Annotated in this window: 16 protein-coding genes; 10 read left to right on the forward strand and 6 right to left on the reverse strand. The window is 58.8% G+C overall.

Annotated features, from left to right (window positions below; genetic code table 11):
- Positions 1-32: 32 nt before the first annotated feature.
- The 6 genes from msrB to VMN77_11945 form a co-directional block, all read right to left on the reverse strand.
- Positions 33-491 carry a peptide-methionine (R)-S-oxide reductase MsrB gene (msrB, locus tag VMN77_11920; protein ID HTN44492.1) on the reverse strand — a complete coding sequence of 153 codons (459 nt, stop codon included), beginning with the start codon at positions 489-491 and terminating at the stop codon, positions 33-35.
- A gap of 121 nt (positions 492-612) precedes the next feature.
- Positions 613-789 carry a hypothetical protein gene (locus VMN77_11925; GenBank protein ID HTN44493.1) on the reverse strand — a complete coding sequence of 59 codons (177 nt, stop codon included), beginning with the start codon at positions 787-789 and terminating at the stop codon, positions 613-615.
- Positions 790-919: 130 nt separating this feature from the next.
- Positions 920-2,902 (reverse strand): methionine--tRNA ligase, encoded by a 1,983-nt coding sequence (metG, locus tag VMN77_11930; protein HTN44494.1) that lies wholly within the window; start codon positions 2,900-2,902, stop codon positions 920-922.
- A complete protein-coding gene (gene holB, locus VMN77_11935; GenBank protein HTN44495.1) occupies positions 2,899-3,981 on the reverse strand; it encodes a DNA polymerase III subunit delta' in 1,083 nt (360 codons plus the stop codon). Before holB ends, metG begins: the two co-directional genes overlap by 4 nt.
- A complete protein-coding gene (tmk, locus tag VMN77_11940) occupies positions 3,978-4,619 on the reverse strand; it encodes a dTMP kinase (protein ID HTN44496.1) in 642 nt (213 codons plus the stop codon). The genes holB and tmk overlap by 4 nt, the downstream gene beginning before the upstream one ends.
- Before the next feature lie 88 nt (positions 4,620-4,707).
- Positions 4,708-6,648 carry a hypothetical protein gene (locus VMN77_11945; GenBank protein HTN44497.1) on the reverse strand — a complete coding sequence of 647 codons (1,941 nt, stop codon included), beginning with the start codon at positions 6,646-6,648 and terminating at the stop codon, positions 4,708-4,710.
- A 200-nt stretch (positions 6,649-6,848) separates the two neighbouring features.
- On the opposite strand from VMN77_11945, the gene glmU reads away from it, so the two are divergent.
- From glmU to recO, 10 genes are all read left to right on the forward strand, one after another.
- Complete coding sequence (gene glmU / locus VMN77_11950; GenBank protein HTN44498.1) at positions 6,849-8,264, forward strand: bifunctional UDP-N-acetylglucosamine diphosphorylase/glucosamine-1-phosphate N-acetyltransferase GlmU; 1,416 nt, start codon at positions 6,849-6,851, stop codon at positions 8,262-8,264.
- 9 nt (positions 8,265-8,273) lie between these two features.
- Positions 8,274-10,103, forward strand: a complete 1,830-nt coding sequence (gene glmS, locus VMN77_11955; GenBank protein ID HTN44499.1) for a glutamine--fructose-6-phosphate transaminase (isomerizing) — start codon at positions 8,274-8,276, stop codon at positions 10,101-10,103.
- A 19-nt stretch (positions 10,104-10,122) separates the two neighbouring features.
- Entirely contained in the window at positions 10,123-10,419 is a 297-nt protein-coding gene (gene gatC, locus VMN77_11960; protein HTN44500.1) for an Asp-tRNA(Asn)/Glu-tRNA(Gln) amidotransferase subunit GatC, read from the forward strand.
- Positions 10,420-10,421: 2 nt separating this feature from the next.
- Positions 10,422-10,778 (forward strand): aspartate 1-decarboxylase, encoded by a 357-nt coding sequence (gene panD / locus VMN77_11965; protein ID HTN44501.1) that lies wholly within the window; start codon positions 10,422-10,424, stop codon positions 10,776-10,778.
- Positions 10,779-10,786: 8 nt separating this feature from the next.
- Positions 10,787-12,247: an Asp-tRNA(Asn)/Glu-tRNA(Gln) amidotransferase subunit GatA gene (gene gatA, locus VMN77_11970; GenBank protein ID HTN44502.1), complete on the forward strand. Its 1,461-nt coding sequence runs from the start codon at positions 10,787-10,789 to the stop codon at positions 12,245-12,247.
- 54 nt (positions 12,248-12,301) lie between these two features.
- Positions 12,302-13,735: an Asp-tRNA(Asn)/Glu-tRNA(Gln) amidotransferase subunit GatB gene (gene gatB, locus VMN77_11975; GenBank protein HTN44503.1), complete on the forward strand. Its 1,434-nt coding sequence runs from the start codon at positions 12,302-12,304 to the stop codon at positions 13,733-13,735.
- Between the two features lie 68 nt (positions 13,736-13,803).
- Complete coding sequence (eno, locus tag VMN77_11980; GenBank protein HTN44504.1) at positions 13,804-15,099, forward strand: phosphopyruvate hydratase; 1,296 nt, start codon at positions 13,804-13,806, stop codon at positions 15,097-15,099.
- A 201-nt stretch (positions 15,100-15,300) separates the two neighbouring features.
- Complete coding sequence (locus tag VMN77_11985) at positions 15,301-15,663, forward strand: septum formation initiator family protein (protein ID HTN44505.1); 363 nt, start codon at positions 15,301-15,303, stop codon at positions 15,661-15,663.
- 7 nt (positions 15,664-15,670) lie between these two features.
- Positions 15,671-16,588, forward strand: a complete 918-nt coding sequence (gene era, locus VMN77_11990) for a GTPase Era (GenBank protein ID HTN44506.1) — start codon at positions 15,671-15,673, stop codon at positions 16,586-16,588.
- A gap of 29 nt (positions 16,589-16,617) precedes the next feature.
- Positions 16,618-17,343, forward strand: coding sequence for a DNA repair protein RecO (gene recO / locus VMN77_11995; protein HTN44507.1), 726 nt, complete (start codon positions 16,618-16,620; stop codon positions 17,341-17,343).
- The last annotated feature ends 79 nt before the right edge of the window (positions 17,344-17,422 follow it).

Genomic DNA, 17,422 nt, shown 5'->3' on the forward strand with positions numbered 1-17,422 from the left:
GGGATGTTTTAGGAGCGGCCGACCGTTATCGCTCAGCCCTTGTCCGGAATAAATTCCAGGGCGACACCGTTGTTGCACCAGCGCTGTCCGGTGGGCGGCGGGCCATCGTCAAAGACATGCCCCTGGTGGCCTCCGCACCGGGCGCAGTGGTATTCCGTACGGGGGAAAATCAGCATATAATCGCGCTTCGTCTCCACCCGTCCTTCAAGGGTCGTGAAGAAACTCGGCCAGCCTGTGCCGCTGTCGAATTTCATCTCGGAGGCGAATAAGGGCAGTTCGCAGCCCGCACAAACATATTGGCCCTTGCGTTTTTCCTCAAGGAGGAAGCTTGTGAAGGGCCGCTCCGTTCCTTCCTCGCGCAGGACATAAAACTGCTCCGGCGTAAGCATCTTTCGCCATTCGTCTTCGGTTTTATGAATCTTTTGGATTTTTCCGGGCATATCGTCACCCTTCCCAAACCCTCTTCGAGCCACGAAGACGGTCAGGATCATACCGATGAACCCTTTAAGAAACCGACGCCGCTGCATGTGTTTATTATAATAGACCCCGCGTTTCAATGCCAGTTTTGAAGGGGGTCGTTGGCCGAGTGATCCGGCCACGGGACCGGACGAGTCAAGGCAGGAGCTGCCACTCGTCCTTCTCGATGGTTACCTTTTGACCCGTTTGAAGTTGTTTGACATCCTCGCGTTCAAACATCCCCAGGTACCGCTCGATCCGGTCCGGATCCGTAATCCGATCCTCTTTGGTCTGGCCTGTGGCCAATTTATAACGCCTGATCAATACCGCCATTGGGTTTCCTCCTGATGGTTGCCCGTCACCTCCATGCCGGCCGGGGTAATTCATAGACAGCGACACAAAAAGAGGCTGATTTTACCGGCTGTCGCGGGAGGAAGTCAAGTCAATAAATTGGGGGGCGAACTCATTTGACGCGCGTTCCGGGCTCTACCGGTTCGGCAAAGGTCGCCAGGGCCTCGACCGTTTTATCGCCCGCCGCCAGGATCATTCCCTGGGACTCGATTCCGCGGATGACAGCCGGCTTTAGATTCGCCACCAGAACGACCGATCGGCCGATCAGTTGCTCGGGCGCGTACTTCGTCGCGATTCCGGCAACCACCTGTCTGGTTTCGGCGCCGATTTGGATCGAAAGTTTTAGCAGTTTGTCGGCCCCCGCTATTTTTTCAGCCGTGAGGATTCGGCCGACCCGGAGATCCAGCTTCCGGAATTCGTCGATCGAGATGTAGGACGCTTCGCTGCGTGTCAATTCCATGGTTCTCTCCTTCGAAGGCTTCGTGGCTGCGGCGGTTTCCGGTTCCATAACGGCCCGCGGTGATTCAATGCGCGGAAAAAGCGGCTTCCCTTTCTGAACGGCCTGACCCGGCTTGAGCCTTCCCCACGGATAGTCCTGCGGCTTCAACACCCGGTCCAGCAATGACGGACAACCCAGCTCCGCCGTCATGCGTCGGGCCGTCGCAGGCATGAAGGGAAACAGATAAACCGCGAGGAGGCGCAGCGTTTCGGCCAGATGATACAGCACCACGTCCAACCGGGGCCGTTTTTGGGGCTCTTTCGCCAAATCCCACGGGGCGGTCCGCTCGACATATCCGTTGGCGAAATCCACGAGCGTCCAGATCTCGCGAAGCGCCCGGTGAAATGCGAACCGTTCCGTTTCTCGGCCGACCGTGCGATTCAACGACCTGGCCAGCGCGGCCATCCGACGGTCCTCCGGCTTGAGCGCCTTCGGGTGGGGCTTGGGGAGCACTCCGCCGGTATACCGCTCGATCATCGCGAGCGTGCGGGAATAAAGGTTGCCCAGATCGTTCGCCAGATCACTGTTGTAGCGGGCCGTCATCGCCGACTTTGAAAAGTCGCCGTCCTGCCCGAAGGGAACCTCCCGCAGGAGAAAGTAACGGAAGGCGTCCGTCCCATACTCCGCGGCCATCGCACCCGGATCGATCACGTTGCCGCGGCTTTTCGACATCTTTTCACCATCGACGGTCCACCAGCCGTGCGCGAACAAGGTCTTCGGAAGATCAAGCCCGAGCGCCATAAGCAGCGTCGACCAATATACCGCATGCGTCGTCAGGATATCCTTTCCGACCAGATGCACATCGGCCGGCCACCACTTCGCAAAGCGCCGTTTGTCCGTGCCGTAGCCGGGGACCGAGATATAATTGACGAGGGCATCCACCCAGACGTACGTGACGTAGTCCGGATCATCGGGAAAGGGAATGCCCCAGGCGAGTCGAGTCCGCGGACGGGAAATGCAAAGATTTTCGAGCGGCCGATCCAGAAAGCCCAACACCTCGTTCCGACGGCTTTCGGGCTGAATGAATCCGGGGTGCTTCCGGATATGCCGGATTAAGGAATCCCGGTAGGCGCTCATCTTGAAAAAGTAGTTCGATTCCGAAATCCGTTCAACCGGCCGACCGCACTCGGGACAATTTCCATCCGCCACTTCGTCATCGGCCCAGAACCGTTCATCCGGCAGGCAGTACCAGCCCTCGTAAGGCGCCTTGTAGAGAACCCCCTTCGCCTGCAGCCGCCGGAGGACTTCCTGCACGACCCGCTTGTGGCGGTCCTCGGTCGTGCGGACAAAGTCGTCGTTAGAAATCGCCAGACGCTTCCAAAGCTCTTTGAACGCCACGACCATCCGGTCGGCATGGACCTGAGGATCCAGGCCCTTCTTGGAGGCCGCCTGCTGAACCTTCTGTCCGTGTTCGTCCGTCCCGGTCAGGAAAAAGGTGTCATAGCCCCGGAGCCGTCTATGGCGCGCGAGGACGTCGGCCGCGATCGTCGTGTAGGCATGCCCGATGTGAGGGACGTCGTTGACGTAATAGATAGGTGTCGTGACGTAGAAGGATTTGCGCTTTCGGGAAGCGGTTTTCCTGGACGGGGGTTTCATCTCCGGATTTGACCCGGCTCGCCGGGTCTTGAGCCCCCGGCCGCTTCGCCGATCACCGCATCCCGAATTTTCAGGAGCACCGATTCCAACACCAGCGCGTGGTTGAGATTTCGGGGCGCGGCCCGTTTGAGGAGGTGGATCAGCGTCAGCGTTTCCAACACCGTGTCGGTGGAAAGGGCACGGCCCCAGTCCAAAATTCGTTCCGGGATATCCTGATTAACGAGAAGAGATAAATCGGGATCGTGCCGGGCGATCAGAACGTCCCGGAGCCAGACCTCGACCCTGTCGAGCGATCGGACGAGTTGCTCCGCTGTCGAGGCCAGTTCATCGGATTGGTTAAAAAGCTCTCCCGGATCTTCAAGGCGCTCCTCAGACAGGGCGTCGAGAATCCGGTCCCGTTCGTGCTTTAATACCGCCGGATCGCTCTCCGCCGCAATCCCGATCTTTCCCATGGACAGCGTGGCCAGCAAGCGCGCCTCTTCCGGGCTCAGGCCCCTTCGGCCTTGGAGCCAGGAGGACAAGGCCTCCAGCGGGGGAGGGCTGAAGCGGACGGCCTGGCAGCGCGACAGAATCGTCGGCAGCAGGGCCTGCGGGCGGGCCGAGATCAGGATCAGGATGCTGTGATCCGGCGGCTCTTCCAATGTTTTCAGAAAACAGTTGGCCGCTTCGGGGTTCATCGCATCGGCCTCGTCAATCAGAAACCATTTCCGCGTTCCGATCATCGGCTTAAAGACGATCGAATTCTGAAGTTCACGAATCTGTCCGATCTTGATCTGGACGCCGTCCGGCCGGACCAAGTGGAGATCCGGGTGGCTTCCCGTATTAATGGCAAGACAGGAGGGACATCCGCCGCAGGACGCAAGCGTCGGGCGGCCGAAGGCTCGCCCGATATTCGGATGGGGACACAGGCCCGTCTTGGCAAAGGCCATGGCCGTTAGGAATTTCCCGATATGGGCCTGGCCGTGGAACAAATAGGCATGGGCGACGCGCTCGGCCGCCAGCGCGGTCGTCAGAACGGCTTTGGCATGGGCATGCCCCACGATCCGGTCAAAGGCCGTTTCATTATCGATGCGTCTCATTTTCCCGCTCTTCGACCGAACGAATACCGGTCAACGATCATTTCAATATCCTTCGCCACGTCCCGCGGAGTTCGAGAGGCCTCGATGACCTTGATCCGCCGGGGCTCCATCCGGGCCAAACGAAGATACCCCGCACGCACGCGTTCATGGAACTCCCGTTGTTCACGGTCCAGGCGGTTGCTTCTCCCGCGTTCCATGACGCGGGCCAATCCCACCCGGACATCCAGGTCCAGGAGCAACGTCAGATGGGGCCTCAGCCCTTTGGCGGCGTAGCCCGCTGCCATTCGGACAAGTTTCATGTCGAGCCCCCGACCGAAACCCTGATAGGCCAAGGTCGCGTCGGAGAAGCGGTCGCACAGGACGATTTTTCCATTTTTCAAAGCCGGGAGAATGTTTTCTTCGAGATGTTGGGCCCGGCTGGCCAGGTAGAGAAAGAGTTCGGCCCGAGGATCCAGCCGGCGATTCTTGACGCTCAACAGCACCTCGCGGATCTGTTCGCCGAACGCGGTCCCGCCGGGTTCACGGGTGGAAACGACCGTGTGCCCGCGACGGATCAAATGACGGGCCAGAAATTCGATCTGGGTGCTTTTCCCGCTGCCCTCGGTGCCCTCGAACGTAATGAAAAAGCCGCGCGTCATAAAATTGTGACAAGGTTCCATCGTGGCCGAATGCATCCGGCCGTAGAGAAACGGAAAGTTCGGGGCCGCCCGATAGGACGCCCCTGATTTACTTTAGTACAATCAGATGATCGCTCGTTCGGTTGGGATACGCCACCGAAGAGAGCAAAAGAATTTGTGTATTTTGCGCGATTTCTCGCAAAATGTCCAGCACCATTAATTGATGCGGGGGGTCCAGAAAGGGCAGGGGGTTATCGAGAATGAGGGGAAACGGGTAGAATTGGGATAGGGCCTGATCGACGGCAAGCTGGTGGATCATATGGCAAAGATCCTGTTGGCCTGAGCTTAAAATGTGCCACGGCAGGGGCTCATTTGTACGGGACGTCAACACCGGCAACAGATCCTGGCCCAAGATCAATACGGCCTCGTTCAACCCCCCCGTCCGCTCGATCAGCCGGGTCATCCGGTTGCTCAGCTCCAGACGGCGATCAAGGAGCAGGGATTGAACCGGAGGCGTTTGAAGGCCGCCCCGGAATGAAGCCGAGACAAAATCGGGCCCTTCGCCGGAGGAGGCGGATCGCCGCGGCTCCGTGGGTACCGCCGACGCGGGTGGCGGATCGATCTTAGTTTTTTGGTCGGCCGTAAGCGGAATGGCCAGTTCCTGCTCCAGAATGCGGACCTCCTCCTGGATCAAATAGATGTCCGACGGCAGCGTCGAGGACGCCTTCAGCTTGGTTTCAAGATCGGTGATTTGGCGTGTCAAGGTGTCCACATCGCTCTGCAATTCTTCAAGGGTTTTCTTTCCCAGGAACTGGTCCCGTTGCGATTCCAACTCGCGACGGGCCTGCATGAACTGCTCATAGGTTCTGACCTTCTCTTTCAGACTCGCGACATTTGCACTGCCGGTTTTTTTCAACAGTTCGATGCACGGAGCGTTTTCTTTCTTGAAAACGGCCTCGGCCCGGGCCCGTTGTCGCTCGGCCTCACGTAATTTTTCCTCGAGCCCCTTGCGTTTATTCAGTTTTCCAAAATCGAGATAACCCGCGTATCCCATCAGGCCCGCACCGGCCAGCATCAGGAGCACCAGCAGATGCTGGAACAGGCCGATGAGGTTCAGATCGACCATAAGGATGAGCGAGACCAGGACCAGCACCCCTCCACCGATAAAAAACTTGGTGAGAAAGAACGGTTGATTGGGAATGGCCGCCATGTCCTGTTTAAGGAATTCTTCCTCCTCGGCAATCGTGGCCAGTTGCTCGTTCTTCAGATGTTCCTGCTGGGCCGAGGTTTCAAGAATGAGAGGATAGTCGTCGGGCAGGCCCCGCAACGATTCAAAGCCGCCTCCTTGCTGCTGGAGTCGGGTGAGCTCGGCCGTTTTTTCCGTGGCGACCCGAAGACGGCGTTTACTTTCCGCTGAACGGGCCTGCAAATCGGAGAGCTGGTCTTCCATGGCCGCGAGCCGATCGCCCTGGGTGAGAAACCCCTTGAGTTCCTCCAGCCGTTTTTGCTTTTGTGCGCGGTCCTGGGGAATCGATTTTGTTTCGGCGGTAAGAACGGGTGAGGATTGAGGAATGGGCGAAGAAGAACGGTCCTCGGCCTGGGATACACCCCCGGCCCGTGATGACGGCATCCAAGAGGCCCTCATCGTGAAGAGTCCTTCAAACGCTTTGAGGGGAAGGCCGCCGTTCTCGTCCGTCAGAAATTTTGCGATCGGCTCCTCTCCCTGCATCACGACATGAAACTTATTCGACGAATCCAATTCGGAAAGGCTGCTCTTACGACCGACGAAGTCGCGGATGAGACGGTAGACGCGATCATTTTTCGTCTTGAAGATCAGGCCGGCCTGGCCGATGTCGGTGGATTTTCGAGATTTTAGGCTGTCAACCGTCGCGTCTGAAATCGATGCGAGAACGGAAAGCAGGACATCGCACACGGTGCTTTTCCCGCTTCCGTTTCCACCCTGGATGAGATTCAAGCCCGGCTTGAAGGCCAGCCGGGTGAGCTGGGTAAAGTTCCTTATCCCGTAAAGGGCCAATTCAAGAAAGACCACGCTCCTCCTGCCAGCGGTCTAGGATGACTTAGAAACCTCCCGATAAATGCAAATAAACGCTTGCAACAATTAAGGAAAATGAGTATTATTAGATACGGCGCTTCAACAAACACGATGAATTTTCCGACGAACCGTATCAAGAATAATATTATCACAACTTTTCGGATTGTCATTCCGATCCGGGCCGAAAGGCGGCCAAGATGACAATCGCCACCGTAATTTTGGCCGCCGGCCTGGGCAAGCGGATGAAATCCAAGCGGGCCAAAGTACTTCATCCGATCGCCGGTCGGCCCATGATTCTCTATTCCGTGGAAACGGCCCGACGGCTGCCGTCCGAAAAGATCCTCGTGGTGGTGGCCCACCAAGCCGAGGCCGTGAAGCAGGCCCTGGAAAATCAGCCGACCGAGACCGTTCATCAAGGCCGGCCTCTGGGAACAGGGCATGCGGTTCTTCAGACACAGGCGGCCCTCGCCGATTTCCCGGGACCGGCTCTGATCTTGAACGCGGACGTGCCGCTGATTACGGTCGAAACGATCCGGTCGATGCTCAAAGCCCATCAAGACCGGGGCCATGAGCTGACGCTTTTAACCGCGACGTTTTCCGACCCAAAAGGCTACGGCCGGGTGATTCGGAATCCGGGCGGCGATCCGATCTCCATCACGGAGGAGGCGGACGCTACGCCGGCTCAGCGGGCCATTCGGGAGATCAACACGGGATTTTATGTGGCCAATATTCCGTTTTTGTTTTCGGCGCTTAAAGAGTTGACGTCCGCCAATTCACAGCGGGAATATTATCTTACCGATATCGTGCAACTGGCCGTCCGGCGGGGCCTGAAAATCGGCGCGCTTCAGGCACAGGACCCGGAGGAGGTTACCGGGATCAACACCCGGGCGGACCTGGCGCGAATCGAGCGGGCCGTCCGCCGAAGGATCGCCGAGCGTCATCTCTCGGAGGGCGTGACTCTCTTGGACCCCGCGTCGGTCTGGATCGACGCGGACGTCACGATCGGACGAGACACCCTGATCTACCCGAACGTCCATCTGGAGGGCGCCAGCCAAATCGGAGAGGACTGCGTCATCCATTCCCATACGAGGATCACCAATTGTCGTCTGGGTGCCGCGGTAACGGTCCTGGATTCCTGCGTACTGAACGAAGCGGTTTTGGAGGAGGGCGCGAGGGTCGGACCGTTTGCGCATCTTCGTCCCGGGACGGTGCTCCATAAAGATTCGAAAATCGGGAATTTTGTGGAGGTGAAGAAGACCGAGATGGGAGAGGGATCCAAAGCGAACCATTTGACCTATCTCGGAGACGCCTCAATCGGAAATAAGGTGAACATCGGGGCCGGTACGATCACCTGCAACTATGACGGCGTCAGCAAACACAAGACGATCATCGAGGACGAGGTCTTTGTGGGAAGCGACACCCAGCTCATCGCCCCGGTCCGGATCGGTCGAGGCGCCGTGATCGGAGCGGGGTCCACGATCACCCGGGACGTCCCTCCGGATTCCCTGGCCGTGGGCCGGGCCCGGCAGGAAATCAAGAAGGACTGGGCGAGGCGAGGAAAAAAAACAAAAGGGAAGGCCGAAAGGGAAGCGGTTAAATCCAAGAAGGATTAGATCCTTGTCATGTGCGGAATCATCGGATACATCGGAAAAAATGAAGCGGTTCCCATCCTGATCGAAGGGCTCCGCCGTCTTGAATACCGGGGGTATGATTCGGCCGGCATCGCCTACATTCAACACGGCCGCATCGAGGTCCGTCGGTCGGTCGGAAAATTGGCAAATCTCGAAGCGGCGCTGTCCGGAGAAACGCCGGCGGGCCGCATCGGCATCGGGCATACCCGTTGGGCCACTCACGGACGGCCCTCGGAGGAGAACGCCCATCCCCATCGGGCCGGCTCCCTGGTCTTGGTTCACAACGGCATTATCGAGAACTATCTTCCGCTCAAACACCAACTGCAGACGGAGGGCCGAACCTTCCAGTCGGAAACGGATACCGAGGTGATCGTCCATCTTATCGACCGGCAGATGAGCCATGGAAAGGGGTTCGAGGAAGCCGTCCGTTCGGCCTTGAAGGAAGTTCGCGGCGCTTACGCCATCTGTGTCCTCTCCGAAAAAGAGCCCGATACCCTGATCGCGGCCCGGGAAGGCTGCCCCCTGGTGGCCGGTGTCGGGGACGGACAATATTTCGTGGCCTCGGATATACCGGCCATATTGAATCATACGCGGGATATTATCCTGCTGGATGATGGGGAGATGGCCGTCCTAACGCCCAAGGGGATCTCCGTAAAGGATTCGGCGGGCCATCCCAAAGAAAAACGGATCGAGGCCGTTTCGTGGAATCCGGTCATGGCCGAGCGGAGCGGTTACAAGCATTTTATGCTGAAGGAAATTCATGAACAACCGCAGGCCGTCCTGGATACGTTTCGAGGCCGCGTCTTTCTTGAGGAAAACGCGGTGGCCCTTCCCGAAATCGGCCTGACCCCGGCGGAAGTGGACGGCCTTCAAAAAATCACGCTCGTGGCCTGCGGAACCTCGTGGCATGCGGCCCTCATCGGCAAGTTCCTGATCGAAGAGCTGGCCCGCGTGCCGGTCGATGTGGACATCGGTTCGGAATTCCGTTACCGGGATCCGGTGCTGGACCGCCGGTCGCTGCTGATCGCGATTTCCCAGTCGGGGGAGACCGCCGACACCCTGGCGGCCGTCAAGGAAGCCAAGGCCAAGGGCGCGCGGGTGGTGTCGATCTGCAATGTGGTCGGGAGCACGATGGCCCGGGAATCCCACGGCGTGTTGTACACCCACGCGGGGCCCGAAATCGGCGTGGCGGCGACCAAAACCTTCACGTCCCAGTTGGCGGCCCTTTATCTTCTGGCCTTCTACCTCGGAGCCTCCCGAAAAATGTTGAGCCCCCCGCGCGGGAATACCCTTTTGCAAGACCTGCAGCATCTCCCCCGGTTGATCGAGGAGACATTGAAGCAAGATCAGGCGATCTCCGAAATGGCGAAGCATTTCTTCAAGCACCGGGATTTTCTGTATCTCGGTCGGGGGATCAATTATCCGGTCGCCTTGGAGGGCGCATTGAAGCTGAAAGAGCTGTCCTACATTCACGCGGAAGGGTACCCGGCGGGCGAGATGAAGCACGGCCCGATCGCCTTGATCGATGAGAACATGCCGGTCGTGGTCCTGGCGCCGCAGGACAAAGTGTATGAAAAAGTCCTGAGCAACGTGATGGAGGTCAAGGCCCGCGGGGGCATCATTGTCGCCGTGGCCACGGAGGGGAATCGGGAGATCGAAACAAAAACCGACCATGTGATCAGGGTCCCCCCCGCACCCCTCCTCCTGATGCCGATCGTTCTTTCGGTTCCGATGCAGTTGCTGGCCTATCATATCGCCGTGCTTCGCGGCTGCGACGTGGACCAACCCCGGAACCTCGCCAAGAGCGTGACGGTCGAGTAAGGAAGGACGAGATGGTGTTATGAAACTCTCCAAAGAAGAAGTGGAACACGTGGCGAAGCTGGCGCGGCTGGCTGTCAGCGAGGAGGAGAAGGAGGCATTCAGCCGCCAGCTCTCCGAGATTCTCACGTACATCGGAAAGCTAAACGAGCTGGACACCTCGAAGGTGGAGCCTACGTCCCACGTGCTGGACCTGAGCAACGTGCTGCGGGACGATGTGATTCGGAAAAGCCTGGCTCCGGAGGACGTCCTGGCCAACGCGCCCGACCGTGTCAACAACTTTTTCCGCGTGCCCAAGATCATCGAAGAGAGGGAGTGACCATGCTGCGATTGATGTTGCGTTCAAAGATCCACCGGGCCACCGTGACGGACGCGAACCTGGATTACGAGGGAAGCCTGACGGTGGATGAAAATCTGCTGGAGGCGGCCGGGATCCTGCCCTACGAACAGGTGATGGTTTCCAATATCAACAACGGGGAACGTTTCGAGACCTACGTGATCCCCTCGGGCCAGCGCGGCAGCGGGGTAATTTGCCTCAACGGTCCGACGGCGCGAAAAGGGGTGATCGGGGACCGGGTCGTGATTTTCTGCTATGAGTACTATAACGACCAGGAATTGAAAACCTATAAACCGACCATCATCAAAGTCGACGAAAAAAACCGTCTCATCAAAAGGTAAGAGGGCTTGTGGACCTTTCCCGATCGACGATCCATGAACTGCACGAACAATTGAAAAACCACAAGACCACCTCGCGGGAACTCACCCGCTCGGTTCTCCAGAGGATCGAGGCGGTGGAGTCGCGGATCCATGCCTTTGCCACCGTGACGGCCGAGCCGGCGCTGACCCAGGCCGAGGCCGCCGACCGGTGGCTTCAGTCCGGACGGCCGGCCCATCCGCTGACGGGTATTCCGATCGCCTTGAAAGACAACCTCTGCACAAAAGGCCTGCGGACCACCTGCGCTTCGAAGATCCTTGAAAACTTCGTCCCGCCCTACGACGCGACCGTGGTGGGACGGCTGAAAGAATTCGGCGCGGTGTTCATCGGCAAGACCAACATGGATGAATTCGCGATGGGCTCCTCCACCGAGAACTCGGCCCTGGGCCTGACGGTCAATCCGTGGGACTTGAACCGGATTCCGGGAGGATCCTCCGGCGGATCGGCGGCGGCCGTGGCGGCGGACGCCTGCATTGCGGCGCTGGGATCGGACACGGGCGGATCGATCCGGCAGCCGGCCGCGATGTGCGGCGTCGTCGGATTAAAGCCCACGTACGGACGGGTCTCGCGCTACGGCCTGGTGGCCTTCGCGTCCTCCCTGGACCAGATCGGGCCGCTGACGAAGGACGTGACGGACTGCGCCATCCTGCTGAGCGCCATCGGCGGTCATGACCCGCAGGATTCCACCTCGGCCGACCTTCCCGCGGAAGACTACGCCCGCACCCTGAGCCGGGACCTCTCCGGACTGCGGATCGGGATTCCGAAGGAGTATTTCATCGACGGGATGGAGCCGGAGGTGCTTCACGCAGTCAAGGAAGCCGTCCGGACGATGGAAAGACTCGGCGCGAAAAAGCGGGAGGTTCTCCTGCCGCACACGGACTATGCGATCGCCACCTATTATATTCTGGCGACGGCCGAGGCCAGCTCCAATCTCGCGCGCTACGACGGCGTGAAGTACGGATCCCGGGCCAAACCGACGAAGGACCTTCTCGAAATGTACATGAAGACCCGCCAGGCCGGCTTCGGCCCGGAGGTCAAGAGGCGCATCATGCTGGGAACCTATGCGCTCTCATCGGGCTACTACGACGCCTATTACCGAAAGGCCCAATCGGTCCGGACCTTGATCAAAAGCGATTTCGACGAGGCCTTCAAGCAGGTCGATGTCCTCGTAACGCCGACCGCGCCCTCCGCCGCCTTCAAGATCGGGGAGAAGACCCAGGACCCGCTCCAGATGTATCTGTCGGACATCTTCACGATCTCGGTGAACATCGCCGGGATTCCGGCGGTCTCGCTTCCCTGCGGCTTCACCAAGGCGGGCCTTCCGATCGGTCTGCAGATCATGGGCCGGCCCTTCGCCGAGGAGACGATCCTGAAAGCGGCCTATGCCTATGAACAGGCGACGGAATGGCATAAGAGAAGGGCCAACCTTTAATTTGAATTTTGAGATGGAGTGAATCGAATGCCGCCGGCCGGAACGAAACAAGAGGTGAAATACGAAGTCGTCGTCGGCCTGGAAGTCCACGCGCAGCTCAAGACGGCCTCCAAGATTTTCTGCGGCTGCAGCACCAAATTCGGGGCGGCCCCCAATACGCAGACCTGCCCCATCTGCCTGGGGATGCCCGGAGTGCTGCCTGTTCTCAATCGCCGCGTCCTGGAGATGGCCGTCAAGACCGGCCTGGCCCTGCACGGCCGGATCGCTCCCTACAGCCGCTTCGCCCGGAAAAATTATTTCTACCCCGACCTGCCCAAGGGATATCAAATCTCGCAGTACGAGCTGCCGTTGTGCGAGCACGGCTATCTGGAGGTGGCCGTCAACGACCGGATCAAGCGCATCGGAATTCGCCGGATTCACATGGAGGAAGATGCGGGAAAGAATCTTCACGAGGGCCTGGACGCCGCCAGTCATGTGGATCTCAATCGCGCCGGCGTGCCGCTGCTCGAGATCGTGAGCGAGCCCGACATCCGGTCGATCGATGAAGCCGTGGCCTATCTCCGGGCCCTTCGGGACATCCTGGTGTACCTGGACGTCTGCGATGGAAACATGGAGGAGGGGAGCCTGCGCTGCGAGCCCAACCTGTCGCTGAGACCGGTGGGACAAAAGGAGTTCGGGACCCGCGTCGAGTTGAAAAATATCAACTCATTCCGGTTCGTCCAGAAGGCGATGGAGTACGAACTTCGTCGCCAGGAGAAGGTCCTGCGCGAAGGCGGACGGATCGTTCAGGAGACCCGGCTCTGGAACACCGAGAAAGAGATCACGGTCGTGATGCGCGGCAAGGAAGAAGCCCATGACTACCGTTATTTCCCAGAACCGGATCTCGTCCCGCTGGTGATCCCCGCCGATCTGATCGAGGAGGTCCGCAAGACGCTTCCGGAGCTCCCGGACGCCAAGCGCGAACGGTTCGTCCGAGACTACGGAATCCCGGTTTACGACGCCGAGGTCCTCACGACGTCCAAGGACCTTGCCCATTATTTCGAAGCCTGCGTCGGGGCCTATCCTCAACCCAAAACGGTCAGCAACTGGATCATGACCGAGTTGCTCCGGGAATTGAAAAACAGCGGACGGGAGATCACCGACTGTCCGATCCTCCCGGATCGGCTGGCCGGGCTGCTCAAAATGATCGATGCCGGAACGATCAGCGGGAAGATCGCCAAGACGGTCTTCGAGGAAATGTATCGGACCGGCCGTCCGGCCGAGGCGATCGTCAAGGAAAAGGGGCTGGTACAGATCAGCGACGAGGGGGCCCTCGAGGCCTTGATCGATGAGGTCCTTCAAGCCCACCCGAACGAGCGGGACGCCTACCGCCAGGGCAAGAGCCAGCTCCTCGGTTTCTTTGTCGGGCAGGTGATGAAGCGGTCTCAGGGAAAGGCCAATCCCGGCAAGGTGAATGAACTGCTGAAGAAGAAACTGAGTGAGGACTGAAAAGTCAGGAGTAAAGGATTTTCTCTCCTAACTCCTCACTACTCACTCCTAACCAATATGGAGAGACGATGAGCGAGATTGTCGCGGTTTACGCGAGAGAGATCCTGGATTCGCGCGGTAATCCAACGGTCGAAGCGGATGTGATCCTGGAGAACGGGGTCGCCGGTCGCGCCTCCGTTCCCTCGGGCGCCTCCACGGGAGAGCATGAGGCCGTCGAGCTTCGCGACAAGGACAGGCAACGCTACCTGGGAAAGGGCGTCCTCAGAGCGGTCCAAAACGTGAATGAAGCGATCGGGCCCCACCTTCTTGGAATGGAGGCCCGGGAGCAGGCCATGATCGACCGGATGATGATCGAGCTGGACGGCACGAAGAATAAAAGCCAACTGGGGGCCAATGCGATCCTGGCCGTGTCGCTGGCCGTGGCCAAGGCGGCGGCCGAAGAGACCGGCCTTTCGCTTTACCGGTATCTGGGAGGGGTGGAGGCCAGGGAACTCCCCGTGCCATTGATGAACGTGATCAACGGCGGCGCCCACGCCGATAACAATCTCGACTTTCAGGAGATCATGATCGTGCCGGTAGGCGCGGCCCGTTTTGAAGAGGCAGTCCGAATGGGCGCCGAAATCTACCATCATCTGAAAAGCGTGCTGATGAAAAAGGGGGCCCGCAGCACGGTGGGCGACGAGGGCGGCTTTGCGCCGATGCTGAGCCACAACGAAGAAGCCCTGGAACTCGTCATGAAAGGCATCGACGAGGCGGGCTACCGGCCCGGGAAAGATGTCTTCCTGGCCATCGATGCCGCGGCCAGCCAGTTTTATGAGCGGGGGAAATACGTTCTCCGGACGGAACGCAAACGCACCCGGTCCTCGGAGGAGATGGTCGCGTACTACGAGAACCTGATCGACCGTTTTCCGATCGTTTCGATCGAGGACGGACTGGCCGAGAACGATTGGAAGGGATGGCAGGGAATGACCCGGCAATTGGGCCACCGCCTTCAGCTGGTCGGAGACGATATCTTCGTGACCAATCCGGAGATCCTCCAGAAGGGGATCGACGAACGGGTTGGCAACTCCGTTCTGATCAAGCTGAATCAGATCGGCACGCTTTCCGAGACGATCCAGACGATCGAGCTGGCCAAACGGTCCGGATACGCGACGATCATCTCGCATCGTTCCGGGGAAACGGAAGACACGACAATCGCCGACCTCGCGGTCGGATGCGGCGCGGGTCAGATTAAGACCGGTCCGGTCTGCCGGACGGATCGGGTGGCCAAATTTAATCAATTATTACGAATCGCCGAAGAATTGGGCGAAACGGCCGTGTTCCGCGGAAGCGGATCTTTCCGGCAGACCCTGCCGGGTCGCTGAGGGTGATCAACTCGGCCAGCCAGGCGAGCGAGAGGGGGAGGACTTCGACGAGCTCGGTCGAGTCGCTCCCTCTGGCTTGGCCAGCGGATTAAGCGAGGATCGGGCTTTGCCTGTCCGAGCGCGGGGTCCGGGGGCATCGCAGGACGCGAAGCCCGCATGGGCCCCCGGATAAAATAAGCGGCGAGGTGAGCCCCTACAATTATGGCCCGCTGGAATCGCAGCAAACAAACGGTCGAGCGACATCAGAAACTTCGCCGCCATTTCTTTTGGGGAGTCGGAGTGCTGGTCGGGCTCTACCTGCTGGTCCCGTTGATCGTCGGTGATATGGGCCTGGTAAAATATTTCAAGATGCGCAATACCTATCATCAACTGCAGCAGGAAATCCAACAGCTGTCGGAAGAAAATCAAAAAATCGAAAAGGAAATCCGCGCGCTGCGTTCCGATCCGGTCAAGATCGAACAGTTTGCACGCGAGCGTTTGGGGATGGTGCGACCGGGCGAAGTGGTATATCAATTCGAGCCGGCCGACCGGCCGCGGAAACCGCCGGAATCGTCCCGGCCATGAACGATTCATGAACCCAACGGCGTTTCATTCCGGTTTTGTCTCGATCATCGGCCGTCCCAATGTCGGAAAGTCGACCCTCCTGAATCAAATCCTGCAGGAAAAGATCGCGATCGTTTCGGATAAACCCCAGACGACCCGAAACCGTATCCTGGGGGTCAAGAATCTCCCCCACGCGCAGATCGTCCTTCTGGATACTCCGGGGATCCACAAACCCAAGTACAAACTCAACCATCGAATGGTGAGTGTCGCGCTGGGGACTCTGGAAGAGGTCGATCTGATATTTTTCATGGTCGAAGCCACGGATGCGGCCTCGACCGGCCGGATCGGACCCGCCATCGGGAGCGGCGATCAGTACATTTTGGAGCGATTGAAGGAACTGGAAACCCCCGTCTTCCTCGTGGTGAACAAAATGGACCTGATCAAAAAAGAAAAAACGATCCCGCTGGTGGAGGAATACACCCGACGATTCAAGTTTGCCGAGGTGGTCCCGATCTCGGCCCTGTCCGGCGACAACGTGGATCGCCTGATGGAGATCGCCGCGGACCGCCTGCCTGAAGGCGAGCCGTTTTTTCCTCCCGAGGTCGTGACGGATCAACCGGTCCGTTTCATCGCCATCGAAACGATCCGGGAGAAGATCCTCCATCATACCCGGCAGGAAATTCCATATTCGGTGGCCGTCATGATTGAAACGTTCAGGGAGGAGGCGAAAAAACCGGTTCATATCCGTGCCGTGATCCTGGTGGAGCGGGATTCGCAAAAGGGGATCTTAATCGGAAAAAAGGGGGAAATGTTAAAGACGGTCGGGACCGAAGCCCGGATCGAGCTGGAGGCGTTGTTGGGAACGAAGGTATTCTTGGAGTTATGGGTGAAGGTCCAGAAAGATTGGCGGCAGGATGAAACCGTCCTGAAGGAAATAGGATACTAAAGTTTGACATTAAGAAAATATTATAACGTATGTCATTATTAGAGACTGAGGCCGTTATTCTAAACGGTTTGCGGCTGGGAGAGGCGGACAAGCTCGTGACCCTCTTAACCGCAAGAAAGGGAAAGGTGAAGGCCGTTGCGAAGGGCGCGCGACGACCCCGCAGCCGTTTTGGCGCGGCGCTCGAGCCTTTCATGCATTGCCACGTGATCCTGTTCGAGAAAAAGCCGACGGTGTTGATGCGGATGAACCAGGCCGATATTTTGATGCCCTTTATGAAAATACGCGAAGACCTGGAGCGGATCGAGACGGCGTCGCGAATGGTCCGGATCGTCTCGGCCCTTCTCCCGGAAGGGGAAGCCAATCCCAAGATCTTCTCCTTGCTTCTTGCCGGGCTGGGCGAAGTGGAAAAGAGCGGTCACCTGGAATGGCTGCTTCGCGTGTTCGAGATCCGCTGCTTGAAGCACGCGGGGTACCAGGCCCGCCTGGACCGCTGTCTGATCTGCGACCGCGGGATCGACGCGAAGGCGGTTTATTTTTCGCCGAAGAACGGGGGCACTCTTTGCGGTCCCTGCGCGCGGACCCTCGCCGAACCTTTGGAACCCGTCTCCGCCGGGACGGTCTCGCTCCTGCGTCTCGTGGGCCGGATGAACTGGGCCGGGCTGTCCCGTCTGAAGGCGTCCCCCAAAATGCTGCAGGAAGTCAAGAACGTCAACGATGCCCATCTCCGTTTCATCCTCGGGAAATCGGTCTATTGAGGTCCCAAGCGGAATTATCAGGTTCACCCGACCCGCCGAATTGAGTTCTTTCGGTCGATCAGGCTTGGCGGGCCGCCTG

The organism is Nitrospiria bacterium (assembly GCA_035498035.1).
GTDB lineage: Bacteria > Nitrospirota > Nitrospiria > JACQBZ01 > JACQBZ01 > JACQBZ01.